The 24,882-nt window shown below is 66.2% G+C and carries 26 protein-coding genes and 1 pseudogene; 10 read left to right on the top strand and 17 right to left on the bottom strand.

Going from position 1 to position 24,882, the window contains the following annotated elements:
* Positions 1-428: 428 nt before the first annotated feature.
* Positions 429-1,661: a restriction endonuclease subunit S gene (locus tag K3F48_RS25030; protein ID WP_222577432.1), complete on the bottom strand. Its 1,233-nt coding sequence runs from the start codon at positions 1,659-1,661 to the stop codon at positions 429-431.
* Complete coding sequence (locus K3F48_RS21165) at positions 1,658-3,196, bottom strand: class I SAM-dependent DNA methyltransferase (RefSeq protein WP_222577431.1); 1,539 nt, start codon at positions 3,194-3,196, stop codon at positions 1,658-1,660. The genes K3F48_RS25030 and K3F48_RS21165 overlap by 4 nt, the downstream gene beginning before the upstream one ends.
* 281 nt (positions 3,197-3,477) lie before the next feature.
* Here K3F48_RS21165 and K3F48_RS21160 point away from each other — a divergent pair, with 281 nt between their 5' ends.
* From K3F48_RS21160 to K3F48_RS21140, 5 genes are all read left to right on the top strand, one after another.
* Positions 3,478-3,870: a calcium-binding protein gene (locus tag K3F48_RS21160; RefSeq protein ID WP_222577430.1), complete on the top strand. Its 393-nt coding sequence runs from the start codon at positions 3,478-3,480 to the stop codon at positions 3,868-3,870.
* Between the two features lie 39 nt (positions 3,871-3,909).
* Entirely contained in the window at positions 3,910-5,094 is a 1,185-nt protein-coding gene (locus tag K3F48_RS21155) for an ABC transporter substrate-binding protein (protein ID WP_222577429.1), read from the top strand.
* Positions 5,095-5,168: 74 nt separating this feature from the next.
* Entirely contained in the window at positions 5,169-6,212 is a 1,044-nt protein-coding gene (locus K3F48_RS21150) for a YVTN family beta-propeller repeat protein (RefSeq protein WP_370631465.1), read from the top strand.
* Entirely contained in the window at positions 6,209-6,961 is a 753-nt protein-coding gene (locus K3F48_RS21145) for an ABC transporter ATP-binding protein (protein ID WP_222577428.1), read from the top strand. The genes K3F48_RS21150 and K3F48_RS21145 overlap by 4 nt, the downstream gene beginning before the upstream one ends.
* A 97-nt stretch (positions 6,962-7,058) precedes the next feature.
* Positions 7,059-7,880, top strand: coding sequence for an ABC transporter permease (locus K3F48_RS21140; RefSeq protein ID WP_222577427.1), 822 nt, complete (start codon positions 7,059-7,061; stop codon positions 7,878-7,880).
* A gap of 11 nt (positions 7,881-7,891) precedes the next feature.
* Here K3F48_RS21140 and K3F48_RS21135 read toward each other — a convergent pair whose 3' ends face one another.
* The 11 genes and pseudogenes from K3F48_RS21135 to amoC form a co-directional block, all read right to left on the bottom strand.
* Positions 7,892-8,728 carry a hypothetical protein gene (locus K3F48_RS21135; RefSeq protein WP_222577426.1) on the bottom strand — a complete coding sequence of 279 codons (837 nt, stop codon included), beginning with the start codon at positions 8,726-8,728 and terminating at the stop codon, positions 7,892-7,894.
* 65 nt (positions 8,729-8,793) lie between these two features.
* Positions 8,794-9,321, bottom strand: a complete 528-nt coding sequence (gene infC / locus K3F48_RS21130; protein ID WP_222577425.1) for a translation initiation factor IF-3 — start codon at positions 9,319-9,321, stop codon at positions 8,794-8,796.
* Between the two features lie 247 nt (positions 9,322-9,568).
* Positions 9,569-9,802 carry a zinc ribbon domain-containing protein gene (locus K3F48_RS21125; protein WP_222577424.1) on the bottom strand — a complete coding sequence of 78 codons (234 nt, stop codon included), beginning with the start codon at positions 9,800-9,802 and terminating at the stop codon, positions 9,569-9,571.
* A 77-nt stretch (positions 9,803-9,879) separates the two neighbouring features.
* Positions 9,880-10,179, bottom strand: a complete 300-nt coding sequence (locus K3F48_RS21120; RefSeq protein ID WP_222577423.1) for a DUF6156 family protein — start codon at positions 10,177-10,179, stop codon at positions 9,880-9,882.
* 238 nt (positions 10,180-10,417) lie between these two features.
* A pseudogene (locus K3F48_RS21115) lies at positions 10,418-10,897 on the bottom strand (N-acetyltransferase family protein); the annotation flags it as partial.
* 733 nt (positions 10,898-11,630) lie between these two features.
* Complete coding sequence (locus K3F48_RS21110) at positions 11,631-12,107, bottom strand: ATP F0F1 synthase subunit B (RefSeq protein WP_222577433.1); 477 nt, start codon at positions 12,105-12,107, stop codon at positions 11,631-11,633.
* A 20-nt stretch (positions 12,108-12,127) separates the two neighbouring features.
* Entirely contained in the window at positions 12,128-12,730 is a 603-nt protein-coding gene (locus tag K3F48_RS21105) for an ATPase (RefSeq protein ID WP_222577422.1), read from the bottom strand.
* A gap of 74 nt (positions 12,731-12,804) precedes the next feature.
* Positions 12,805-13,032 carry a F0F1 ATP synthase subunit C gene (locus K3F48_RS21100; protein WP_222577421.1) on the bottom strand — a complete coding sequence of 76 codons (228 nt, stop codon included), beginning with the start codon at positions 13,030-13,032 and terminating at the stop codon, positions 12,805-12,807.
* Positions 13,033-13,078: 46 nt separating this feature from the next.
* Positions 13,079-13,819: a F0F1 ATP synthase subunit A gene (locus tag K3F48_RS21095; protein ID WP_222577420.1), complete on the bottom strand. Its 741-nt coding sequence runs from the start codon at positions 13,817-13,819 to the stop codon at positions 13,079-13,081.
* 67 nt (positions 13,820-13,886) lie between these two features.
* Entirely contained in the window at positions 13,887-14,231 is a 345-nt protein-coding gene (locus K3F48_RS21090) for an AtpZ/AtpI family protein (protein WP_222577419.1), read from the bottom strand.
* Positions 14,232-14,690: 459 nt separating this feature from the next.
* Positions 14,691-15,470 carry a bacterial ammonia monooxygenase, subunit AmoC gene (gene amoC, locus K3F48_RS21085; RefSeq protein WP_222577418.1) on the bottom strand — a complete coding sequence of 260 codons (780 nt, stop codon included), beginning with the start codon at positions 15,468-15,470 and terminating at the stop codon, positions 14,691-14,693.
* Positions 15,471-15,665: 195 nt separating this feature from the next.
* Between amoC and K3F48_RS21080 the strand changes: the two genes are divergently transcribed.
* Positions 15,666-16,589 (top strand): LysR family transcriptional regulator, encoded by a 924-nt coding sequence (locus K3F48_RS21080; protein WP_222577417.1) that lies wholly within the window; start codon positions 15,666-15,668, stop codon positions 16,587-16,589.
* A 4-nt stretch (positions 16,590-16,593) separates the two neighbouring features.
* Here K3F48_RS21080 and K3F48_RS21075 read toward each other — a convergent pair whose 3' ends face one another.
* Entirely contained in the window at positions 16,594-17,208 is a 615-nt protein-coding gene (locus tag K3F48_RS21075) for a response regulator transcription factor (protein WP_222577416.1), read from the bottom strand.
* Between the two features lie 94 nt (positions 17,209-17,302).
* Between K3F48_RS21075 and K3F48_RS21070 the strand changes: the two genes are divergently transcribed.
* Positions 17,303-18,631, top strand: coding sequence for a histidine kinase (locus K3F48_RS21070; RefSeq protein ID WP_222577415.1), 1,329 nt, complete (start codon positions 17,303-17,305; stop codon positions 18,629-18,631).
* 210 nt (positions 18,632-18,841) lie between these two features.
* The gene (hemA, locus tag K3F48_RS21065) at positions 18,842-20,128 is read left to right on the top strand and encodes a 5-aminolevulinate synthase (protein ID WP_222577414.1); all 1,287 of its coding nucleotides are present in this window, start codon (positions 18,842-18,844) and stop codon (positions 20,126-20,128) included.
* A gap of 115 nt (positions 20,129-20,243) precedes the next feature.
* Here the strand turns inward: hemA and purC are convergent, their stop codons facing one another.
* Positions 20,244-21,038: a phosphoribosylaminoimidazolesuccinocarboxamide synthase gene (gene purC / locus K3F48_RS21060; protein WP_222577413.1), complete on the bottom strand. Its 795-nt coding sequence runs from the start codon at positions 21,036-21,038 to the stop codon at positions 20,244-20,246.
* 284 nt (positions 21,039-21,322) lie between these two features.
* Here purC and K3F48_RS21055 point away from each other — a divergent pair, with 284 nt between their 5' ends.
* Both K3F48_RS21055 and truA read left to right on the top strand, forming a co-directional pair.
* Positions 21,323-21,643, top strand: a complete 321-nt coding sequence (locus K3F48_RS21055; RefSeq protein WP_222577412.1) for a DUF1476 domain-containing protein — start codon at positions 21,323-21,325, stop codon at positions 21,641-21,643.
* 53 nt (positions 21,644-21,696) lie between these two features.
* Positions 21,697-22,437, top strand: coding sequence for a tRNA pseudouridine(38-40) synthase TruA (truA, locus tag K3F48_RS21050; RefSeq protein WP_222577411.1), 741 nt, complete (start codon positions 21,697-21,699; stop codon positions 22,435-22,437).
* A gap of 13 nt (positions 22,438-22,450) precedes the next feature.
* Here the strand turns inward: truA and K3F48_RS21045 are convergent, their stop codons facing one another.
* Positions 22,451-22,765: a hypothetical protein gene (locus tag K3F48_RS21045; protein WP_222577410.1), complete on the bottom strand. Its 315-nt coding sequence runs from the start codon at positions 22,763-22,765 to the stop codon at positions 22,451-22,453.
* 211 nt (positions 22,766-22,976) lie between these two features.
* A complete protein-coding gene (locus K3F48_RS21040; RefSeq protein ID WP_222577409.1) occupies positions 22,977-24,578 on the bottom strand; it encodes a L,D-transpeptidase family protein in 1,602 nt (533 codons plus the stop codon).
* Between the last annotated feature and the right edge of the window lie 304 nt (positions 24,579-24,882).

The following is a 24,882-nucleotide window of genomic DNA, read 5'->3' as shown; positions in this document are numbered from 1 at the left end:
CCTGATCCTGCCGGCCAAAGCCGGAAATCCCAGTGTCCGCCTCGATCCAGCTACACCACGCTCTGGGACACGATCACATCCGAGGCCGCGAGGCTTTCGGATGTGGTGATCCCGGGATGTCGGCGGAACCGCAGCCGTGTCCGGGACGCGCGGAAGCCGAATGAAAACATATTGCGCTCGAGGCCGAACGGCGGCCGCGCGTCCCGGACCCCACTCACCCCTCGGCCGCGAAGCGGCGCGAGGCCAAAGGCGCGCGGAAATCGAAGGAGTCGCGAGATGGGCGCGGCGATGGAGCGGCAAGATAGGCGCTGTGATGGAGCCGCGTCCCTTCTCCCGCTTGCGGGAGAAGGTGGCCCGACGCAGTCGGGTCGGATGAGGGTCCTGAAAGTGTAGCGCGCTAAATTGCAGCGCCTTTTTCTGCAGGGCCCTCATCCGACCTCGCTTCGCGAGGCCACCTTCTCCCGCGAGCGGGAGAAGGAAAGGGCGGCGAGGTCGCCGCGGAAGGCGCGATGTTGCAGCGAGGCGAACAGAGCGTCGAGCCGCGCGAGATGGGCGCGGTGATGGGCTTTGAGCTTGTCGATCTCGGCAACGCGGGCGGCGAAGGCCCGTTGGAGGGGGAGAGGGGGCAACGCTATAGGCATTTTGCGTAGATCACCGAGATTTAGCCCGCGAACGGCAGCCCCTTTAGTCCTCTGGTCCATCCAATTCTTTGCCTGCTTCGTCTCCAAAAGCGATTTCACGTAAATTGTGTCAGCGCCGAGGAAAGCCAGACGTGCTGTATCCTGAGTGATGTTCGCCCCCGTTAACTGATCTGGGACAATAGCCATCCTGCCGACGTGGCCCCGAATCGAAAGCAGGAGATCGCCAGAACTTATTGTCGATCTTTTGTATTGCTCGGCGATCTCGCGCGTGGTTTTGCGTATTCCGCCGAGCTGGATCGATCCGTTTTGAATATCGACTACCCGGATGTAGGGAACGCCATCTTCAATATCAGGGCCTGGCATAAGAATGCCGTATGTGACGGGACGGCTTGGGTCGATCAGATTTTCGAGGATCGCTTGAGGAAACCCTTTTGTGTTCGACATAGGGTCGCCGAATTGTTCTTCGAAACATGATTGCGACAGCAATGACAACCGCCCCAACGCCTCCCGCCGCTTGCGCCGCAGGTCGTCGGCCTGATCGAGGATCGCCGCGATCCGCCGCTGCTCGTCGAGGGGCGGCAGGGGGATTTCGATCCGGGAAACGACCGCCTTCGAAACCTCCTTGAAGGTCGCGCCGTTTCCAAGGCTTTCCAGATACGGCCGATGAGCGCGTAGCCAAAAATAGAGATATTGAGCATCGAGACGAGTGGGATTCGGTATGAAGCTCTTGAATCCTTGGTTAGTGGCCATCGGCGCTGTGTTTATGGCGACATGGCCGATCGGCGCCCGCGAACTGAAAAGAACAGAATGGGGCGGCAAGACTTCCGCCGCGCAACTCTCTAAGCCCGCTTCCGTAATCGTCCGCGGGGTTTCGGAGATGAAAGGGCCATCGAGCTTGCTGAGGTCGGCTGGCGTCGCCCACATTATGCGACCGTTCCAAAAATCGGGTTTGGTGGTCGATGGCGTCGCGCCGCTGACGATGCGCGCACATTCCTCGATTCGGACGAGAGGATAGCTCACCCCACCATCTCCTCGAGCCGCGTCATCCCCTCCGCGATCTCCGCCTCCAGCCGCCGCAGATCGGCGATTATCGCCGCCGGGCTCTCGTGCTCCACCTCCTCATGCTCCACTTCCCGGTAACGATTCAGCGAGAGGTCATAGCCCGCCGCCGCAATATCCGCCTTGGGCACGCAGAAGCTCTGCGCCGTGCGCGGGCGCTCGCGCTCGGCGCCGTCCCGCTCCTCGAAGCGCATCAGCACATCAGGAAGATTGTTCTTCTCCTCCTCGCTCTCCTCGAGCGCCGCCTCCGGCGTCGGCCCGAGCTTCTCGGGCGCCAGCAGCGGCTGGCGCTTGTCGTCGAGCGACCAGCCGTCCGCCTGCACATCATAGAACCACACATGATCCGTGCCGCCGACGCCGGTGCGGGTGAAGACGAGGATCGCGGTCGAGACGCCCGCATAGGGGCGAAACACGCCCGACGGGAGCTTCACCACCGCCTCGAGCTTGTTCTCCTCGACCAGCAGACGGCGCAAATCCTTATGCGCCTTGGAGGAGCCGAACAGCACGCCGTCCGGCACGATCACCGCCGCGCGGCCGCCGGTCTTCAACAGCCGCAGGAACAGCGCCAGGAACAGAAGCTCGGTCTTCTTGGTCTTGACGATCCGCTGCAAATCCTTGGCCGTCGTCTCATAATCGAGCGAGCCGGCGAAGGGCGGATTGGCGAGCACCAGCGAATAGCGCCCGGCGTCCTCCGAATGATCCTCGGCGAGCGAATCGCGATAGGCGACATTGGCGTTCTCGACGCCATGCAGCGCCATGTTCATCGCGCCAATGCGCAGCATCGTCGGATCGAAATCGAAGCCGTTGAACAGATTTTCGTGAAAATGCGCGCGCAGTCTGGCGTCGCGGAAGAGGCCGGAATGATGCTCGCGCAAATATTCGCCGGCGGCGACGAGAAAGCCGCAGGTGCCGGCGGCGGGATCGCAGATCGCATCCTCTGGCCGCGGCTGCGTCAGCTCCACCATCAGCGCGATGATATGGCGCGGCGTGCGGAACTGGCCGTTCTGGCCGGCGGAGGCGATCTTCGCCAGCATATATTCATAGACATCGCCCTTGGTGTCGCGATCGCCCATGTCGATCTTGTCGAGCTTGTCGACCACCTTGGCGAGCAGCTGCGCGCTCGGAATTTGGAAGCGCGCATCACGCATGTGCCGCGCATAGGCGCCGCCGTCGCCATTGAGCGCGCGGATGAAGGGAAACACATGCTCGTCGACGATGCGGAGCATTTCCGGCCCGGCGAAATGCTTGAAGCGGGACCAACGCAGATTGTCGTAGGGCTCGCCGCGCTCGTCCGCGCCCTCCGGGAAGATGCGCCGCTCGAGCGGACGGCGCAGCGTCGTCGCCTTGCGCTCCTCCAGCTCCTGCATCTCGTCGAGGCGCTTGATGAAGATGAGAAAGGTGATCTGCTCGATGACCTGGAGCGGATTGGCGAGGCCGCCGGACCAGAAATCATTCCACACGCCATCGATCTTGCCGCGCAATTCGCCTGTCAGCATCTCTCCCCCCGAAAGCGGCGGCAGAGTAGCCGCCCGCCCCGCGCCGGGCAATCGGCGCGGGCGCGCGTCCAGGGCTTCGAATCCAGGTTGACAACTTCCGTGCAACCGCGTCTTGCCCGCGACAAGCGCGGCCATGACGCTGAAAACTCTCCGCTCGTTAACCCGAATTCGGAGCCCTGGGTCGAAATCGCCCGCATTTGTGGGAGCGGAGCGGATTGCCTATATATCTCGAATCGGACGCTGGGCAGGCCGGCGCGATACGCATTTTGTGGAGGCGGATCATGGATCGCAAGCTCATCGCCGTCGCTCTTTGCGCCGGCCTCGCCGGCGCCGTCGTCTCGGCGCAGGCCGCGCCTTCCCCGATCAAGACGTTCGACGCCGACAATGACGGAACCCTCGATCTCGCCGAGGTCAACAAGGCCGCCGAAGCCACTTTTGCAAAGCTCGAGAAGGACAACGATCAGACGCTCGACCGCAAGGAGATCGGCAAGCGCGTCTCAGCGAAGGATTTCGCCGCCGCCGATCCGGACGACGACGGCACCCTCTCCAAGAACGAATATCTCGCCCTGGTCGCGTCTTTGTTCAAAGAGGCGGACAAGGACAATGAGGGCACGCTGGACGCCAAGGAGCTGAAATCGAAGCCCGGCAGGGCGCTGCTGCAGCTGATGCAGTGACCTCTCGAGGAGCGGCGCTCGCCCGACATGACAGCTCGCATGACCAAGCGTTGCGCGATCGGCGCCCTGATCGCCGCTCTTTCGCTTCCTCCCGCCTCCGCCGACTCATTGCGCGTGAAATTCGGCGTGCTGCGGCAGACGCATTCGAGCGAGACCTTGTCGATCCTCGACCTGCCGGCCGAGGATGACACGCTCGCCGGCGCGCTGGTCGGCGCCGAGGACGACAACACCACCGGCCGCTTCACCGGCCAGAGCTTCGCGGCGGCGGATGCGAAGCTCGCGCCCGGCGAGGACGCCGTCGCCGCGGCGACGCGGCTCGTCGACGAGGGCGCGAGCCTCCTCATCGTCGATCTTCCCGCCGAGGAGCTGCTGCGCGTCTCCGATGCGCTGAAGCCGCGCGGCGCGCTGCTTTTCAACGTCTCCGCGCCGGACGACTCGCTGCGCGAGGAGAGCTGCCGGGCCAATGTGATCCATGTGGCGCCGACGCGCTCCATGCTCGCCGACGGCCTCGCCCAATATCTCGTCTGGAAGCAATGGCGGCGCTGGCTGCTGATCAAGGGCTCGCATCCCGCCGACGAGCGTCTCGCCGCCGCCTACCGCGCCAGCGCGAAAAAATTCGGCGCCAGAATCGTCGACGAGCGCGTCTATGTCGACACGGAGGGCGGGCGGCGCTCCGATTCGGGCAGCGTGCAGACGCAGCGCCTCATTCCGCCATTGACGCAGAACGCCCCCGCCTATGACGTGCTGATCGCCGCCGACGAGAGCGAGGTGTTCGGGGAATATCTGCCCTATCGCAGCTTCGACCCGCGCCCGGTCGCCGGCTCGGGCGGCCTGCGCCCGGCGAGCTGGGACGCCGCGCATGAGCAATGGGGCGCGACGCAGCTGCAGAACCGCTTTTTCCGCCAGTTCCGGCGCGGCATGAACGCGCGCGACCATCAGGCCTGGATCGCCGCGCGCATGATCGGCGAGGCGACCACCCGAATCGGCTCCGCCGAGCCCACGGCGCTGCGCGGCTTTCTGACGGGCCCGGAGTTCTCGATCGCCGCCTTCAAGGGCGTGCGCCTGTCGGTGAGGCCCTGGAATCAGCAGCTTCGTCAACCTATCCTGTTGACCGACGGCCGCATGACTGTTTCCGTATCGCCGCAGGAGGGCTTTCTGCATCAGACGACCGAGCTCGACACGCTCGGCGTCGACAAGCCCGAAACGAAATGCAGGCTGCAGTGATGAAGACGAGGAATCGCGACGCTCTCTTCCTTCTCCCGCGCGCGGGAGAAGGTGGCCCCGCGAAGCGGGGTCGGATGAGGGCCCGTCCGCTCGCCAGTCCTGAGGGGCCCTCATCCGACCCGGCTGCGCCGGGCCACCTTCTCCCCTTCGGGGAGAAGGGACGCGCTCTGGTTTTTGGTTTCGCCCTGCTTCTGGCCTCGCCGGCGCACGCCTTTCTCGCTTATGTCACCAATGAGAAGGGCAATTCCGTCACCGTCATCGACACCGACAAAATGACCGCGGTGAAGACGGTGAAGGTCGGACGGCGACCGCGCGGCGTCGAGATCTCCAAGGACGGCGCCGAACTCTATGTCTGCGCCGGCGACGACGACACCATTCAGGTGATCGACACCAAGACTTTGCAGGTGACCGGCAATCTGCCCTCCGGCCCCGATCCGGAGCTGATGATCCTCAGCCCCGACGGCAAGACCGTCTATGTGTCGAACGAGAACGACAATCTCGTCACGCTGATCGACACGCAGAGCAAGCGCCGCATCGGCGACGTGCCGGTCGGCGTCGAGCCGGAGGGCATGGCGGTGAGCCCGGACGGGCGCATCATCGTCAACACCTCCGAAACCACCAATATGGCGCATCTGATCGACACGCAGACCAAAGCGATCATCGCCAATGTGCTGGTCGACGCGCGGCCGCGCTTCGCCGCCTTCAAGCCGGACGCTTCCGAGCTCTGGGTCTCCTCGGAGATCGGCGGCACGGTGTCGGTGATCGATCCGGCGAGCCACAAGGTCACGGAAAAAATCCGCTTCGAGATACCGGGCCTCTCGAAAGAGGCGATCCAGCCCATCGGCATTTCCTTCAGCGGCGACGGCAAGCGCGCCTATGTGGCGCTGGGGCCGGCCAATCGCGTCGCCGTCATCGACACGGCGACGAAAAAAATCGAGAAATATCTGCTCGTCGGCCAGCGCGTCTGGCATCTCGCCTTCACGCCGGACGAAAAATATCTCCTGACCGCCAATGGCGTCTCCAATGACGTGTCGGTGATCGATGTCGCGAGCCTCAAGGTGCTGAAGTCGATTCCGGTCGGCGCCTTTCCCTGGGGCATCGCCGTGGCGCCCAAATGAGCGCCGCGCCGCTGGCGCTCGACATCGCGCATGTCGGCCATTCCTATGGCGCGCGGCGGGCGCTCGACGATGTGAGCTTCTCGGTCGCGCCGGGCAGCTTCACCGTGCTGCTCGGGCTGAACGGCGCCGGCAAGAGCACGCTGTTTTCGCTGATCACCCGGCTCTATGCCGCGCGCGAGGGAAAGATCGCCATCTTCGGCCATGACGTCGCACGCGAGAGCGGCGCGGCGCTGCGCCGGCTCGGCGTCGTGTTCCAGGCGCGCACGCTCGATCTCGAATTGAGCGTGATGCAGAATTTCATCTATCACGCCGCCCTGCACGGCATCGGTCCCGGCGAGGCGAAGCGGCGCGGCGCGGCCTTGCTCGCCCGCGCCGGGCTCGAGGATCGCGCCGGCGACAAGGCGCGCAATCTCTCCGGCGGGCAGATGCGGCGCGTCGAAATCGTCCGCGCGCTGCTGCACGAGCCGCGCCTGCTGCTGCTCGACGAGCCCACCGTCGGCCTCGACATCAAGGCGCGCGCCGACATTCTCGCCCATGTGCGCGCGCTCGTGGCCGAGCGCAGCCTCGCCGTTCTGTGGACGACGCATCTCATCGACGAAGTGGCGCCGACCGATGATGTCGTGGTGCTGCATCAGGGCAAGGCGCTCGCCGTCGACAAGGCGGCGGCGATCATGGCCGCGACCGGGACGCAGACGATCGGCGCGGCCTTCGAGCGCCTGACCGGCGCGAAGATGCGCGACGCGGCATGACGCCTGCGCGCTTTGAATGCGAGCCTGAAGGCTCGCGGTCCAATGCGCGCCCCGGCCCGCGAGCCTTCAGGCTCGCTCACGCGCGAGCGGATGCATCATGACCAGCGAAACCGGCTTCACCGCCCGCCACTATGCGATCTGCCTTTCCGGAATCGTCTGGCGCGAGGCGCTGCGCTTCCTGCATCAGCGCGAGCGCTTCGTCTCGGCGCTGGTGCGCCCGCTCGTGTGGCTGTTCATCTTCGCCGCGGGCTTTCGCCAAGTGCTCGGCGTCTCGATCATCCCGCCTTACGAGACCTATGTGCTCTATGACGTGTATATCACGCCGGGGCTGATGGCGATGATCCAGCTGTTCAACGGCATGCAGTCGTCGCTGTCGATGGTCTATGATCGCGAGATGGGCAATATGCGCACGCTGCTCGTCTCGCCCTTCCCGCGCTGGTTTCTCTTGGGGTCGAAGCTCGTCGCCGGCGTCGCCGTATCGATCCTGCAAGTCTACGCCTATCTGCTCATCGCTTATTTCTGGGAGATCGAGCCGCCGACGCCGCTCGGCTATCTGACGGTGCTGCCGGCGCTCGTCCTCTCGGGACTGATGTTCGGCGCGCTCGGCATGCTGCTGTCCTCGGCGATCAAGCAGCTCGAGAATTTCGCCGGCGTGATGAATTTCGTCATCTTCCCGATGTTCTTCGCCTCCTCGGCGCTCTACCCGCTGTGGCGCGTGCAGGAGTCGAGCCCGCTGCTCTATCGCATCTGCCAGGCCAATCCCTTCACCCATGCGGTGGAGCTGATCCGCTTCTCCTTCTACGAGAAGATCGCCTGGGATTCGCTCGGCCTCGTCATCGCCTTCACCTCGGTCTTCGCCGCCGGCGCGCTCATCGCCTACGACCCGGCGAAGGGCATGATGATGCGCAAAGGCGGGTGAGCGCTTCGCCCCTACCGCTTCTTCTTGCCGCCCGTCTCCGCCGCCTTGAAGCTGTTCGCCAGCTGCGAGCCGAGCGCCAGCGCGCGCGCCTCGGTCACGCGCAGCGCGCAATAGCCGAAATCCGCCTCCGCGACATAGGCGCGGCAAATCTCCTCGCGGCGCGCGGAAAATCCCGCCTGCTCGCGCACCAGCTCCTTGCGCAGCGCCTTCTCGGATTTGATCTTGTCGTAGAGCGCCTTGAAATCATTGCGCACCTTCTGCTCGACCCGCGCGCGCAGCGTCAGCATCTCATTCGCCTTCTTGGTGTCGAACTCGGTCTCGCCCATGCCCCACAGCCCATTCGGGTCGGCGCGGCAGTCGGCCTGCTTCAATTCGCAGGCCCTGCCGTCATTGCTGACCAGAATCGCGCCGTCGAGCGCGTCGAAGGTGAAGGGACAGGCCGGAAACTCCACCTCATAGCGGCGCAGCCCGCTCTCGGTGCGACGAGAGGTCAATCGCAGCGGCTCGGAAACTTCGATCCGGCAGCTCTCGCCCGATCGCGACAGCCGATCGCCGGTCAAGGCGAGGCGCGCGACCTCGAGTCCTTCCCCCTGCCGCTGCAGCTCGATCGAGCTGCGCGAGCCGTCGAGATAGAGCGCGTGGCCGATGATCGTCTCCTCGCTCGGCAGCTTGGGAGCGACGGGCGTCACAGACTCCACGCGCGGGCGCGGCTTGGCGCCCTCCGCCGGCGCGGCGACGGAGCCCGTCGGCTGAGGCGCGATCGCCCCCGGCAGCGCGAGCTGCGCGCGGGCGTCGGTGAGAGCGAAAGCCGAGCAGAGGCCGATCGCGCGAAGAAGCGGTCTGGACATGAACGCAGCAAAGCCGAAACCCGAGGCCTCGGCAAGAGCGTACCGAGACCGTCAAGCCTGACGCCTCACCTCGGCGCGAGGACCATGATCATCTGGCGCCCTTCCATCGACGGCTCGAGCTCGACCTTCGCGATATTGGCCGTCTCCGCCTTGACGCGGGTCATCAGCCGATAGCCGATGTCCTGATGGGCGATCTCACGGCCGCGGAAGCGCAGAGTGACCTTGACCTTGTCCCCCTCCTCGAAGAAGCGCTGAACCGCCTTCATCTTCACTTCATAATCGTGCTCGTCGATGCCGGGGCGCAGCTTGATCTCCTTGACCTCGACGATCTTCTGCTTCTTGCGCGCCTCGGAGGCCTTTTTCTGCTCGAGAAATCGAAATTTTCCATAATCGAGGATTTTGCACACCGGGGGCTCGGCGTTGGGCGCGATCTCGACGAGATCGAGGCCCGCCGACTCGGCGCGCGACAATGCATCCAGAAGCGGAATCGCTCCGTGATTCTTGCCTTCGGCGTCGATCAGTTGCACATCGCGCGCGCGGATATCCCTATTGATGCGCGGGCCTTCCTTCTGCGGGGCCGCGGTGCTCTTCATTGGACGGCGAATGGATGTTCTCCTTTGGCAAAACCGGTGAAAGTGGCGAGACCGGATGGACGAGCCCGATCGTCGCCGTCGAGCGAGCGGCAAAAGCCGCTCACGCCCCGAGGAGCCCCTCGGCGACGGATCAGTGTGATTAAAAGAATCTCACTCTCTTCGGCGAAGTCAACAGCTGAAATGGGCGGGATTCCGGAATTCCACGTCGGAAGGCCGCGATTCCCTCCCGCCGCGGCAAGTTCCGAGCTCAGCCGCAATCGGAAAAAGCGGGACATCCAGCGCCACAGCCGCCCGCAGCCCCCATTGCGCCGCACGCCGTCTCGGGAGCCGTGTCGCCGCCGGACGCTGGCTTGGCGATAACGGAAAGCTGGCGCGTCAATTCGACCCCGCCACAGGAGGGACATTGCGGAACGTCGTCGGAGCGCACCAGCGTCTCGAAGGCGTGGCCACACGAATTGCAATTATAGGCATAGAGCGGCATCGAAACCCTCTTTTGTCGCAGGACAGATATCGAGATGCGGCGAACCGCGTCGAAACGCAAGGCCGCGGCCGTCGCGGTCATGCGCGCAGCTGCTTGCCGTTCGCGTCGAACAGCACTTCGGTTTCGTCATCGCCCAAGGCGATCAGCGCGCGGGCGAGACCGCCTTCGGCGCGATATTCATAAGCATGCCGCAGCTCGACCTCGCCATAGACCATTTTCTCGGCCAGCAGCAGCCGATCGGCGGCGTCGTAGCGGGCGCGGAAATAGGTGTTGCGATTGTTGAGATCGTCAGCCGCGAGCGGCGACACCAGATTGAGCGGCAGGCTGACGCCGCTATAGGTGAGAAAATAGCGATAGTCATTGTCCTCGGAACTCATGCCGTCCTCCCTCGAGCCGCCGCCGCTTCGCGGCGTCAATTCGGTAGCGCGGCGCGCCGCCGAAGAAAACAATTTTACGCGGTCGGCGGACATCGAGCCGATCATGGTCCGGCCTGGCGCAGGCCCGTCAATTCGGTTCGATCAGCCGCCGCCCGGCAATAGGCAGTGGGCGGCTACTGCCGACTGCCATCGAAACGACATTGGAGCGTTCAATTCGCGGAGCCGCCTTGGATGCCTCGAGCGTCCTGAACATGACCAGCGCATCGACGAAGCCGAGCGTCGGATGATGAAAGGCCTGCGGCAAAGTTCCCACGATCTGGAAGCCGAAGGATTTCCAAAGCGCCACCGCGCGGGTGTTCGAGCCGACGACAAAATTGAACTGCATGGCGAGAAAGCCACGCCGTGCGGCTTGTTCCAGCGAGTGCGCGCACATGGCGCGGGCGACGCCGCGACCCGTGGCGGCGGCGCTCGTCATATAGCCGCAATTGCAAATGTGCCGGCCGCCCCCGGCCTGATTGGCGCGGAGATAATATGTGCCGACGATCGCGCCGTCTTCCTCGGCGACGAATGTTTCCCGATCGTCGCCGAGCCAATAGGCGAGGGCGGCGGCCTCGCTCATGTCGGCGTCGAGCGCATAGGTCTCGCCCGCCCGGATCGTCGGCCCGATCACGCGCCAGATCGAAGGCGCGTCTTTTGTTTCGGCCGGACGAATATGCAAGCCTGTCATGACGCTTCCGCCTTTCGGGGCCGAAGCCGTCGCTGCGGCGCCTCGCCGCTCTTTGTGAAACAATCTTGACGAATCCGCGAATCGAGATCAGCATTCACTCTATCGCGACTGAACGGGCCGAAGGCCGAAGGCGAATGACGCCGGCCTTTCGACGAACCGACCGAGCGGGACCTCGGGAGAACGCGATGGTGCGGATCGACGCGAGCAATCACGCCGATCGATTCATGCGATACTTGCGAGAGGAGCATGACGCCACCGGGTCAGACCGTTTGACCTCGGCAGAGGTCGATGGCGCCGCAAAGAAATCGAGCGCTGATTTCTGAACGCGCCGACATTCTCGACATCCGACGGGGAGACTACGCGAAGGCCAAGCGCATCGCTCCCCGTAATTCCCTTCTGGAGCTTCCCAGACTATTTCGCTATAGGCGAAATTAACCGGCCCCGCGAGCCTCAGCGCTCCGGGGCCTTCACGCATCTGAACGCAGCACTTTCGAAGGAAGCCCGCTCTCCTTCTCCCACTCGTGCGGAGAAGGCGGCCCCGAGCAGTGATTAAAGCATCAGGCAAAAGCAGTCCCGAAGAAAAAGCGCCCTACCCTCGGCGCGCCCTTCATCCGACCCGGGCCGCAGGCCCGTCGCTTGCGACGGGCGTCCGGACGGGGGACGGGACGCCCTATGGCGGATCACCCTTCTCCCGCCAGAGGAGCGAGAGAAGGAAGACGCGCGCTCAGTGCGCCAGCGACTTGACGTCCTTGATGCCGGCGGAGACGAAATCGGTTCCGGCGACGCCCTTGCGCAGGACGGCTTCGGCGATCTTCACCGCCGCGTCGGCGGCGCTGGCGCGCACCTCGGCCGCGGCCTGCGCCTCGGCATGAGCGATCTTGTCCTCGACCTGCCTGGTGCGGCGCACGACATATTCCTCGAGCCGCTGGCGGGCCTCCTGGGCGAGCAGCTCGGCCTCGGTCTTCGCCTGCGCGACGATGGCCTTGGCCTCGGCTTCGGCCTCGTCGCGCTTCTTCTCGAAGGAGGCGAGCAGAGTCTCCGCCTCGGAGCGCAGGCGCTCGGCCTCGGCGAGCTCGCTCTTGATGCGATGAACGCGCGAATCGAGCGCGGCGCCGAGCTTCTTATGCGCGCCGACCCAGAGGAGCACGACGAGGAAGATGCCGAAACCGACGGCGACGAAGAGTTCAGCGTCGAAATGCATGGTCATGACTTTCTTAAAGCTCAGCTCGCCTTGACGGTCTTGAACTCGCCGCGCAACGTCTCGGCGGCGATGCGCGCGCCGGTCAGCTTCTCGAGGATCGAGCCGGCCGCCTCGGTGGCGATCTCCTCGATATGGGCGAGCGCCTGAGCCTTGGCGGCGGCGATCTGCGCGTCGGCCTCGGCCAGCTTCTTGGCGAAGTCCGCCTCCTGGGCGGAGCGGCGCGCCTGCGTCTCGCTGGCGGCCTGCTGCTGCGCGTCGCGGCCGATCCCCTGGGCCTGCGCCTTGGTGGCGCGCAGCGTCTCGTCATGCTCGGCGGCGGCGGCCTGCGCCTTCGCCTGAAGCTCGCGCGAGGCGGAAAGATCGCTCTCGATGCGGCTCTCGCGCTCGCTGAGGATGGAGCCGATGCGCGGCAGGGCGACGCGCGACATCAGCACATAGAGCATGCCGAAGATCAGCGCGAGCCACACCAGCTGCGGAGTGAAATTATTGACGTCGAACGGCGGAAAGTCGCCCCCGCCGTGATGCTCGACGGTTCCCTGGGTCGCGCCATGGCTCGTTGCGCCATGCGCCGGGGATTCGTGCGGCGCCGCTTCCTCGGCGGCGGCGAGAACGATATTCGCCATGTCGGCTCCGAAACTCTTGTCGATTCTGCGCGGACGGAAGAAGGCCCGGCGCTGCGGCCGGGCCCTCGAAGCGATTACTTGAGGTAGAGCAGGATCGCGATCAGGAACGCGAAGATGCCGAGGCCTTCGGCGAGCGCCGCGCCGATGATGGCGTTGGTGAACTGGCCGGCGGCGGCCGACGGATTGCGCAGCGCGCCATTCACGAAATTGCCGAAGATGATGCCGACGCCGATCGCGGCGGCGCCGGTGCCGATGGCGGCGAGGCCGGCGCCGATCAGCTGGTAGGAGGAAGCATCAGCCATTTTGAACTCCTGCTCTATTGGGCGACTATTTATTGTTGGATGTTTATCAGTGGCCCGGGTGAATCGCGTCGTTGATGTAGACGCAAGTGAGGACGGCGAAGACGAACGCCTGAAGACAATTGACCAGCAGCTCCAGCGCATACATGGCGACGACCGCGAGGATCGGGATCGGCGCGAGCGCCGCCCAGGCGCCGGCGCCGAGCAGCATCACCACGAAGCCGCCGAACACGGCGAGGGTGACGTGGCCGGCGAGGATGTTGGCGAAGAGACGCACCGACAGCGAGATCGGCCGCGACAGGAAGGAGATGATCTCCATCGGCACCAGCATCAGCAGCACCGGAACCGGCACGCCATGGGGCACGAACAGCTTCAGAAAGCCGAGGCCGTTGCGATAGAGCCCGTAGAGCACGACCAGCGTGATGACGACGCTCGCGAAGGCGAAGGTGATGACGATCTGGCTCGACAGCGAGAAGCTGTACGGCACCAAGCCGATCAGATTCGACATCAGGATGAAGATGAACAGCGTGAACACGAAGGGGAAGAAGCGCATTCCTTCCTTGCCGGCCGTCTGCCGCACCGTGCCGGCGATGAATTCGTAGAGGACTTCGGCCGCCGCCTGACCGCGGCCGGGCACCAGCGCGCGCTTGGAGGTGGCGCCGATCGTCAGCAGGACCGCGGCGAGCGCCGCGAGCAGCATGAACAAAGAGGAATTGGTGAAGGAGACGTCGACGCCGCCGATGGAGTACGGCGCAATGCGTTGGAGCTCGAACTGCTCGATAGGATTCATCGCCTGCCCCGGACGTTGCGTCCGGCCCTTCGTCTCCGCGAAGCCGAAGGAGTCGGCCCGCCCGTTGTCACCCGCCGTCTTCCGCTTCTTTCGAAGCCGAAAGACGAAACACATTCCAGAACCCCGCCGCCACGCCGAGCCCCAGGAACAGGACCAGCAACCACGGCTTCGTGCCGAGCCAGGCGTCCGCCTGCCAGCCGATGAGCATGCCGACGAGGATCGCCGACACGAATTCCGAGAGGACGGTGAAGCCGACGCTCATCGCCCGACCGAACGACCCGCCGATCGGCAGGCTGCTCCCGGCATTCGCCTGCTCGAGCCGATCCTCCTCCTGCTTGCGCAGCGCGGCCTGGAGTTGCTCCAGACGGGCGCGAAGCTCGGCGTCGCTCGCGTTTTTCCCGGCGTCTCTCATCGGCTCATCTCCCCGCGCGGCCTAGAACACATGCGCGCGCTTCATAGATGATCGCCGAAGAAACGCCCGGACAGGGGCGACGGAAGGGAATTCGACGCGAGGCGAAAAAGGCCGGGCGGCCAACTCGTTCGAGCCGCGCGCAACATATGGGCACGGCGGTTTCGTGTCAAGACGCCGCTGCTACGTGCATTACCCTGAAATACAAGGGTTTTTTCTAGATTGCGCAAATCTCGGGCGCCGGTTTGTCTCGCGGCTGCGAAAGCGCTCCCGCCTAGAGCAGTTTTTTTATTTGGAGCGAATTCTGATCGATCGAACGATTCCGTTCGATCGGAAAGCGCTCCAAGAGCGGCCCCGTCGCGCGCGCAAAGCGCGTCGCGCGAAGGCCGTCCTTCCGGCGCCGGCCGGAAGGACGGCCCTGCTCGTCAACTCCCTGGAAACGTCCCGGATCTCAGAGCGTCGTCAGCCGATCACCGCTTTCACGCCATCCTCGCCGAGGAGCGCCTTGATGCGCATCAGCAGCTGCAGCACGACGCCGAACACGCCGAGCGCCATCCAGCCGAAGAACACGAAGCCCCAGTGCAGCGGCGCGACGAACAGTTCCTCCATGAACCAGAAGGTGTGACCCCATTCGTTGAGGCCGACATTCGGGATGATCATGAAGGGCCCGATCGCGACGATCAGATAAGCGAGAGAAAAGCCCTTCGCGAAATAGGGGATGCGCGTCCGCGCATGGAAGAAGGCCCCGACCGCCATGATCGAGTAGATCGGATAGCTCATGTAGAACTCGATGATGTGCGACGGGGTGAAGTCGGTGTCGCGGATCACCGTCATGTGCCAGGTGCCGTCCTGCTCGGTGAAGAAGCTCGCGCCCCAATAGATGGCGATGGCGTAGATCGTCAGCCATTTCAGATTGTCGACGAGCGCGCGGAACTCCTGGCGCGGCGTCACCTTGGACATGTCGCGCACGCGCGTCTTCCACAGCCAGCCGGCGAGGCCGAGGCCGCAGACGAGCTCCAGCGGAATCTCGGTCCACAGGATCGAGAGCCAATAGGTCTGGAACTCCGGCGCGAAGGAGTCGAGGCCGGCGCGCCAGCCGTAAATCTGCTCATAGATGCGCACGATCAGATAGAAGGTGCAGAGCGCGGCGGCGCCCATCCAGAAGGGCTTCAGATCGACGATGACGACATCCGCATCGTCCGCGGCGGCCGGGCGGCCGGCGGCTTCCGTCGTGAGACTCATGTTTTCTCTCCTCGGTGCTTTCACGGCTCCGCGCCTCTTCCGCGGAGCGGCCGAAAAGGGGTAAGGTCGCCCTGCCGCTTGGTAAAATGCATTGTTTTCATCGCTATATCGAAATTTTTCAGTGGCCCGGCGCCTGTCCTTCTGGCGTCATGACGACGCGCGAGCCTGTCCCCGAGCGGACGATGGTGGGAAGACATGACCGAACTGCGGAACTTCGATCTCAATCTGCTGGTGGCCTTCAACTTTCTGCTCGAGGAGCGCAGCGTCTCGCGCGCCGCGCAGAAGATGTTCATCAGCCAGTCGGCGATGAGCCATGTGCTGCAGCGGCTGCGCCAGCAGCTCGACGATCCGGTGCTGGTCAAAACGCCGCAGGGCATGCGGCCGACGCCGCGCGCGCTGTCGCTGGTCGAGCCGATCGCGGCCCTGCTCGCGAAGGTGGAGCAGGTGATCCGCAGCTCGAAGGAGTTCTCGCCGGCGACGACGCAGCGCCGCTTCACCATCGCCACCAACGACTATGTCGAGTTCTGCCTGCTGCCGCCGCTGATGCAGATCGTCGGGCGCGAGGCGCCCAATATCGAAATTCATCTCGTGCAGACGCAGGGCTCGCTCGGTCAGGCGGCCGAGGCGGCCGATGTCGATCTCGTCATCGGCTTCGACGTGATCCTCGATCAGGTCCCCTATCTGCATCGCGAGCGGCTCTACACCGACCGCATCGTGTCGCTGGTGCGGCGCGGCCATCCCGAGTTTTCCGGCGGCGAGGTCTCGCTCGAGCGCTTCATCGCCGCCAAGCACATGCTGATGTCGCGGCGCGAGGCGGGGACCGGCCTCATCGACGACTGGCTGGAGGCGCGCGGCCTCGCGAGAAAAGTCTCGCTGGTCGTGCCCAATTTCCTCTCGGCGCCATGGATCGTCGCCAGCACCGATCTCGTCTTCTCGCTGCCGCTGCGCATCGCCGAGCATTTCGTGCGGCTCGCGCCGCTCGAGATCGTGCCGATCCCGATCGAGTTCCCGACCTATGATCTGCTGATGGTCTGGCATTCGCTACAGGACAAGGAGCCCGCCCACGCCTGGCTGCGCCGGACCATCGTCGACATCTGCCGCAAGGTCGCTCCGGAATGAACGCTCACGAGAGCCGCTGCTCGACGGCGATGCGCACCAGATCCATCGGCGTGCGGGCTCCGAGCTTGCGTTTGAGCAGCGAGCAGCTGTTGGCGATGGTCTTATAGGAGACATGCGCCGCATCGGCGATCTCGCTCATGCTGAGCCCCTTGCCCAGCATGCGCAGGATCTCGAGCTCGCGCGCGCTCAGCGCCGCCAGCGGATCGGCGGCCGTCTTGTCGAAGGCCAGCCGGTTGGCCATGCGCGGCATCAGGAACACGCCGCCGGCGGCGACCTCGCGCAGCGCCTTCAGCAGCAGAAAAGGATCGTCGCTCTTGGCGACATAGCCGCGCGCCCCCGCCTCGATCGCCCGCGCGGCGAAAATCGGATCGTCGTTCATCGAGAAGACGACCACGCGCGCCTCGGCGTCATGGCGCAGGATGCGCCGCGTCAGCTCGAAGCCCGAGGCGCCGGGCAGATTGATGTCGACGACCGTCACATCCGGCCGCCAGTCGAGAAAGGCCGAAAGGCCGCCGTCGGCGTCGCCGGCGTCGCGCGATTCGATGTCGCCCTCCGCGGCGAGCATGGCCGCGCAGCCGGAGACGATGATCGGATGATCGTCGACGATCAGAACGCGCATGAGGGCGAGCCGCCTCCTCGGGGGGCGCCGTCGTCGGCGCCGGAACGGATCGTCCCTTACGGAAAACCGGCGCACGTTGTAAAGCGCGAGGCCGATGCTCCCGCCCCTTTCCCTCCGCGCCCGCCTTCTCGCCCTCCTCGGCGCGGTGCTCGCCGCCGGCCTCATGGTCGGCGTCGGCCTGCTGATGCTGCACGCCGCCCAGCGCGTGCGCGCCGAGTCGGACAGCACCGCCCGCCTCGCGCGCGAATTCGCCGCCACGGCCCTGGCGAGCCTCGAAGATTCGCGCGACCCCGTCGCCGCTTTGCGCGGCCTGCTCGCCGAAGTCGAGCAGCTGCGGCACATCCGCATCTATATGGACGGCTCGGGCGCGCCCGCGGAGGCGGAGCAGGAACGGCGCGCGCCGGCCTGGTTCGCCGCCCTCGTCGCCGCGCCGCCGAGCGTCACCCGCATCCGTCTCGACGGGCGCGGACGGCTCGCGGGCGAGCTGGTTCTCGCCGCCGACCCCGGCGACGAGGTCGATGAGATTTGGGACGAGGTCGCGGCGCTCGCGCTCGGCGCCGCGGGCCTCGCGCTCGCCGGCTTCGTCGTCGTGTCGCTGGCGGCGGCGCGGGCGCTGTCGCCGGCGTCGGCGCTCGTCGAGGCGCTGGAGCGGCTGCGCCGCGGCGAGCGGTCGCTCAGCGTTCCCGTCGGCGGCGCGCCGGAATTCGTCGCCATCGCCGAGCGCGTCGAGCAGCTCGCCGCCGCGCTCGCCCGGCTCGACGAAGAGAACCGCGCGCTGATCCAGCGCCTCGTGCAGGTGCAGGACGAGGAGCGGCGCGACATCGCCCGCGATCTGCACGACGAAATCGGGCCGTTTCTGTTCGCCATCCGCGCCGGGCTCGGCGCGCTCGGCCGGCGGCTCGACGGCGACCGCCGCGCCGATTGCACGCGGATCGAAGAGCAGATTTCCGCGCTGCAGCAGGTCAATCGCCGCATTCTCGGCCGGCTGCGGCCGGCGGCGCTCGACGAATTGGGGCTCGGCGGCGCGCTGGAGGCGCTCGTGCGCGGCTGGCGCGAGCTCTATCCGGATGTCGCGATCGCATTGTGCTTCGCCGCCGCCGACGCGCGGCTGGACGAGACCACCGCGCTCACCGCCTATCGCATCGCGCAGGAGGGGCTGACCAATGTGTTCCGCCACTCCGGCGCGACGCGCGTCGAGGTGTCGGTGGAGGAGACGGCGCAGGCGGGTCGACGGGAATTGCGCGTCGCCGTGCGCGACGACGGCGCCGGCCTCGACGCCGCCGCGCGGCGAGGCATCGGCCTGCGCGGCATGGGCGAGCGCGTCGCCGCGCTCGGCGGGCGCGTCGCGCTCCGATCCTCGGCGCCGCGCGGCGCGCTGCTCGAAGCGCATCTGCCGCTGGACGGCGCGCGCGAGCCGGCATGAATTATGCCGCGTCGCAGCATCGGCGCCGCGGCGCGGCGAAGATTTGCGGCGTTTTCGTGACTTCTTCTCTGCGCGACGATCTGCCCCTCGCCAAGCCGATCGGGATAGTTTATGTAGCAAAACGCACAAAGCGGAAGCAGCGCGGCGGCGCTGAGACCGCGAGGGGCGAGAGTTGAGCGTCCCCAGTACAGCGGCATGAAGGACTGTCACATGGATTACCGGCGCTTTTTCGAGACGGCGATCACACGTCTCCAGGACGAGCGCCGTTACAGAGTGTTCGCCCATCTCGAGCGCTGCGTGGACAGCTTTCCGCAGGCGCTCTGGCACAAAGCGGACGGCTCCACGCAGGATGTGACGATCTGGTGCTCCAATGATTATCTCGGCATGGGCCAGCACCCCGAGGTGATCGCCGCAATGGTCGAGACCGCCGCCCGCGTCGGCGCCGGCTCCGGCGGCACCCGCAATATTTCCGGCACCAGCCATGCGATCGTGGAGCTCGAGAGCGAGCTCGCCGATCTCCACGGCAAGGAGGCCGCGCTCGTCTTCACATCGGGCTGGATCTCCAATCTCGCGGCGATTTCGACGATCGCCGATCTCCTGCCCGACTGCGTCATCTTCTCGGACGCCTCCAACCACAATTCGATGATCGAGGGCGTCAAGCGCTCGCGCGCCGAGCGCAAGATCTTCCGCCACAATGATCTCGCCCATCTCGAGGAGCTGCTCGCCGCCGCCGGCGCGCGGCCGAAGCTGATCGTCTTCGAGAGCCTCTATTCGATGAACGGCAATATCGCGCCGGTCGCCGAGATCGCCGCGCTCGCCGAGCGCTATGGCGCGATGACCTATATCGACGAGGTCCATGCGGTCGGCATGTATGGCGCGCGCGGCGGCGGCGTCTGCGAGCAGGCCGGCGTGATGGACCGTATCGATGTGATCGAGGGCACGCTGGCCAAGGGCTTCGGCACGCTCGGCGGCTATATCGCCGGCGACCGCGTCGTCATCGACGCGATTCGCAGCTATGCGGCCTCCTTCATCTTCACCACCGCCCTGCCGCCGGCCGTCGCCGCCGCGGCGACCGCGGCGGTGCGCATGTTGAAGGTGCGGCCCGATCTGCGCGCCGCTCATCAGCGCGCCGCGCATATCACCAAGCATGCGCTCGGCGCCGCCGGACTGCCGGTGCTGGAGAACGGCTCGCACATCGTGCCGGTGATGGTGCGCGAGGCGGAGCTGTGCAAGGCGGCGAGCGACATGCTGCTCGAGCGCCACGGAATCTATATTCAGCCGATCAATTACCCGACCGTCGCGCGCGGGACCGAGCGGCTGCGCATCACGCCGACGCCGCGCCACACCGGCGAGCATATCGTCGCTCTCGTCGAAGCCGTCGTCGATGTCTGGAACACGCTCGGCATCGCCTTCGTCGAGCCGCCGCAGCATCTGCACGTCGACCCCGAGAGCCGCGAGCGCTGCACCTATCCCGAGATCAAGCTCGCCGCGCAGTAAGCGCCAGCGCCGTCATGGCCGGGCTTGTCCCGGCCATGACGGCTTCCTGAAAATGTGTGACTCCCTTGGCTCCCACGAAGTGGGAGAAGGAGAGCGCGCCCGATCTTTCCGCCCTTTACTGCACCAGCTTGGGCTGGCTCGGGCGGGGCGTCTCGTTCTCTTGCAGAATGCCGAGGCGGCGCGCGACTTCCGTATAGGCCTCGACGAGGCCGCCCATGTCGCGGCGGAAGCGGTCCTTGTCCAGCTTGTCGTTGGACTTGATGTCCCACAGCCGGCACGAATCGGGAGAAATCTCGTCGGCGACGACGATGCGCATCATGTCGCCTTCCCAGAGCCGGCCGCATTCCATCTTGAAGTCGACGAGGCGAATGCCGACGCCGAGGAAGAGGCCGGAGAGGAAGTCGTTGACGCGAATGGCGAGCGCCATGATGTCGTCGATCTCCTGCGGGGTCGCCCAGCCAAAGGCGGTGATATGCTCCTCGGAGACCATCGGATCGTCGAGCGCGTCGTTCTTGTAATAGAACTCGATGATGGAGCGCGGCAGCTGCGTGCCCTCCTCCATGCCGAGGCGCTTCGACAGCGAGCCGGCGGCGACATTGCGCACGACGACTTCGAGCGGGACGATCTCCACCTCGCGAATCAGCTGCTCGCGCATGTTCAGCCGGCGGATGAAATGTGTCGGCACGCCGATGTCGTTGAGATGCTGGAAGACGAACTCGGAGATCCGGTTGTTGAGGACCCCCTTCCCATCGATCACCTCATGCTTCTTGGCGTTGAAGGCGGTGGCGTCGTCCTTGAAGTGCTGGATCAAGGTTCCGGGCTCGGGCCCCTCGTAGAGGACCTTGGCCTTGCCCTCGTAAATGCGGCGACGGCGGTTCATGGGGATCAACCGGGGCTTGAGAAAGTCCATCTGTCGGGCCGTGGCTCCCTCGGTTCGGCTCTCGGAGGCCCTGCGCGCCTCGCGGCGGCGGAGGGGGCTCGTCCAGAGCGGCGTTCGCAGTGGCCGCGGATGGAACGGGGTCCTATCCTGTTCCTGCGGCGGTTACAACCCGCGACCGCCAGACTAGCCGAATCGGAGATCGGTTACAACTTGACTGAAATTTTCGCAATTGGTGTGAACGACATTGGCGTTTCACCCGAGAATCCGCATATAGGGCGCGTCGCTCGCGAGGCGGCGGAACAGTCGAGGTCGAGATGAGCACGTTCGACAATCGCGAAGAATCTTTCGAAAAGCGCTTCGTTCACGAGCAGGAGCTGCAATTTCGCGCCGAAGCGCGACGCAACAAGCTGTTCGGCCTGTGGGCGGCCGAAAAGCTCGGCAAGTCCGGCGCCGAGGCGGAGGCCTATGCCGACGCCCTCGTCGCCGCGGAGGCGTCGGCCGGCGCGGCCGAGCTGGTGTTCGCCAAGGTGAAAGCCGATTTCGAGGCGGCCGGAGTCGCCCAGTCGGACCATCAGATTCGCCGCACGCTCGACGAATTGCTGGAAGCCGCCAAGGCCGAGGTCAAGGCGGGCTGATCCTGTCGCACGCTCGGGAGAGGCCGACGGCCGGCCTCCCCTTTTCGGACCCCATGCCCCGTTTCGCGCTCACGATCGAATATGACGGCGGCCCCTTCGTCGGGTGGCAGCGCCAGGAGAATGGCGTCTCGATCCAGCAGCGCCTCGAGGAGGCGGTCGCGGCGCTGGAAGGCGGGGCGCGGCGCGTCGTCCATGGCGCCGGCCGCACCGACGCCGGCGTGCATGCGCTGGGCCAGGTCGCCCATGTGGATCTGTCGCGCGACTGGCGCGAGGACCGGCTGCGCGACGCGCTCAACGCCCATCTGCGTCCGGACCCGATCGCCGTGCTGGAGGCGCGGAGCGTCACCGACGCCTTCGAGGCGCGCTTCTCGGCCCTTCGCCGCCATTATCGCTACATTATCGACAATCGCCGCGCGCCCATGACGCTGCGGCTCGGCCGCGTCTGGCATGTGAAGCGGCCGCTCGACGCCGAGGCGATGCATGCGGCCGCCCAGCTGCTCGTCGGCCGCCATGATTTCACGACCTTCCGCTCGACGGAGTGTCAGGCCGAATCGCCGATCCGCGCCTTGGATCGGCTGGACGTGCGCCGGGACGGCTCGACGATCGAAATCGTCGCCTCGGCGCGCTCCTTCCTGCACAATCAGGTGCGCTCGCTCGCCGGGTCGCTGGAGCATGTCGGCTCCGGCCGCTGGACGGCCGCGGAGCTGCGCGCCGCGCTGGAGGCGAAAGATCGCGCCCGCTGCGGTCAGGTCGCCCCGCCGCACGGGCTCTATCTCGTCGCCGTGGATTATTGAGCGCGGCGCCCGCTCACTCGATGCCGGCCTCGCGATTGCGCGCGTTGACCGCCTTGCGCAGCTGATCGTTGATCGCGATCGGATCGGTCGGCGAGGGCTTGGCCATCAGCAGCGCGCCGCGCACGACCGAGGCCTCCTCGGCCGTGAGCACGATGGGGCCGGCCATGAAGGCCGCGTTGGGGAGCGTGTGCAGAATGGCGCGCCGATTGGGATGGTCCTTGACCTCGACGACGCTGTCGGCGACCGGCTGGCCGTCGACGCAGACATAAGGACCTATGACCTCGACCTTGCGGCCGTCGGAGGTCTCTCGGATGAACGTCTTTTGCATCGGTCTTTCTGCTCGTGCTGGTGACTCGGAGGGCCGGTCCTCGGCCGAGCCGAACAAAGCAAGCAGCGTGCCGCCCGCGGACCGCCAACGCCCTCTCCCCGACCCTCCCCCGCTTCGCGGAGCAGATTCGGCGTTTCATCGACGGTTCGCGAAACGTCGGCCGCCCTCTCTCCCGCACAGTGAGGGAGGGGGCCGTCGGGCAAAGAGCGCTCTAGCGCAGCTTCACCGTCAGATCGGTCCCGACGGCCCCCGTCTCCGCGCTCGGCGGCTGGTCGGAGACGATCATCGAGCCGCCGAGCCACAGGCGCTCGGCGATGCGGTCGCGGACGTCCTGCGCCATCTCGATGCGGTCCAGCGCCTCGGCGGCGGTCGAGGCGGGTCCGCGCGAGGCGGAGCGCTCCTCGACCAGCCCCTTCTTGCGGCGCTCGCCGCGCGCCTCCGCGTAGCGCGCCGGCAGCGAGACGACCGACCATTTGAGGTCCGTTCCGCCGCCCTCCGTCGCCGTGGCGATGAAAAGATGCGAGCCGAGCGCAATCTCCGGGTCGCGAATCGTCACCGGGGCGTCGAACAGCGGCGCCAGCCCCTGGCGCACATACACTTTACGGTCTTTCTTGCTGACGAGCACCGAGATCGGCGCGGTGCGCAGCCGCGCGTCCTTCTCCGCCCTGGTCGCGGCGGAGAGCGCCAGCGTCGCCTCCCGGGCGCGCTGCACGGCGCCCGCGAATTCGGCGGCTTTCGCGGCCGCGGCGGCCCTGGCCGCATCGAGCTTCGCCTGCGCATCGGCGAGCGCCGCCTCGGCGGCCGTCTTCGCCGTCGCCGCGGCGTCCCTCGCGGTCTCGGCCTTGCCGTCGTTCACCGGCGCCGACTCCGGGGACGCGGCCGCGACCGCCGGCCGCTCGGCGGCGACGCGCGCCGCCTCGAAGCTCCTTGCCGCCGCCTCGGCCTTGGCTTTCGCCGCGGCATGCGCCGCTTCCGCCGCCCTCGCCTCTGTGGCCGCGCGCGCGATCTCCTGCCGCGCGCCGGCGATGGCGGCGTCGGCGTCCTTGGCGTCCTTGCCGGCGGCGGCGGGCGCCGCCGCCGCCTCGACGATGAGCTTCTCCGCATATTTGCGCGGATCGAGCAGCCGCGGCTCGGCGGCGGCGTCGGAGGCGGGCTTTTCCGCCTGCGCCTCACTCTGCATCTTCGGCGAGGGCAGCGCCGGATGCGAGATTTCGCCGGGACTGAGCTCATGCGGCGAGATGACGACGCGCTCGCCGATGCGGGTCAGGCCCCAGAGCTTGGCGGCGAAGCCCCCCGGCAGCCGGATGCAGCCGTGCGACGCCGGATGGCCGGGCACGACGCCGAGATGCATCGCCACCCCGGACCAGGTGATGCGCTGCATGAACGGCATCGGCGCGTTGGAGTAGAGGTTGGAATGGTGCATGCGCTCGCGGCCGATGATGGTGAACACGCCTTCGGGCGTCGGATGGCCCGGCATGCCCGTCGACACCATCGAGCGCTCGACGAGTCCGCGATGATTATAGATCGAGATGCTCTGATTGCCGATCGAGATGACGGCGAACAGCGGACGCTCCGGATCGAGCGCCTCGGCGCGCTTCGCCTCGCGCGCCGGCGGCTTGGCGGCGCGCCGGCGGATTTTGCGCGCGGCGGGCGCGGCGGCGGCGGGCGGCTCGGGCTCGAGCGCGGAATAATCATCGAAGGCCAGCGCCGGCCCCGGCTCGAGGCAGACGGACGCGGCCACAGCCGCGGCGAGACCAGACAAGACGCAAGCGCCCACCCTGCGGCGGCGCGCCACAGCACACACTCTCGACATGATCCGAAGTCTCCGAAATCCAGACTTTCGGCATAACGCGCGAACTCGCTCCGCCGCCGGTGCGATCGACGGACCCTTCGCATGTCTTGGTTAAGGATTCGGAAGCATCCACCCTCGCCTTCCCGGACCCGGATGAGAAGCCGGCGCCACAGCGATGCTCTCGGCGCGCGACGCAAAATCAGCGCGCCCCGTCTTTCCCCGGCATTTCGAGCCCGGTGGCTATGCGCCAGGGCTCTGAATCCGGGTTAACGGTCTGAGGCTTCCAAGGCGATGGCGAGATAATCCTCGCGCCAGCTGGCGATTT

It is taken from the genome of Methylosinus sp. Sm6 (assembly GCF_019802345.1).
Lineage (GTDB): Bacteria > Pseudomonadota > Alphaproteobacteria > Rhizobiales > Beijerinckiaceae > Methylosinus.
Note: the sequence above shows the minus strand (reverse complement) of the source record. Positions and strands in the feature narration are given on the sequence as shown.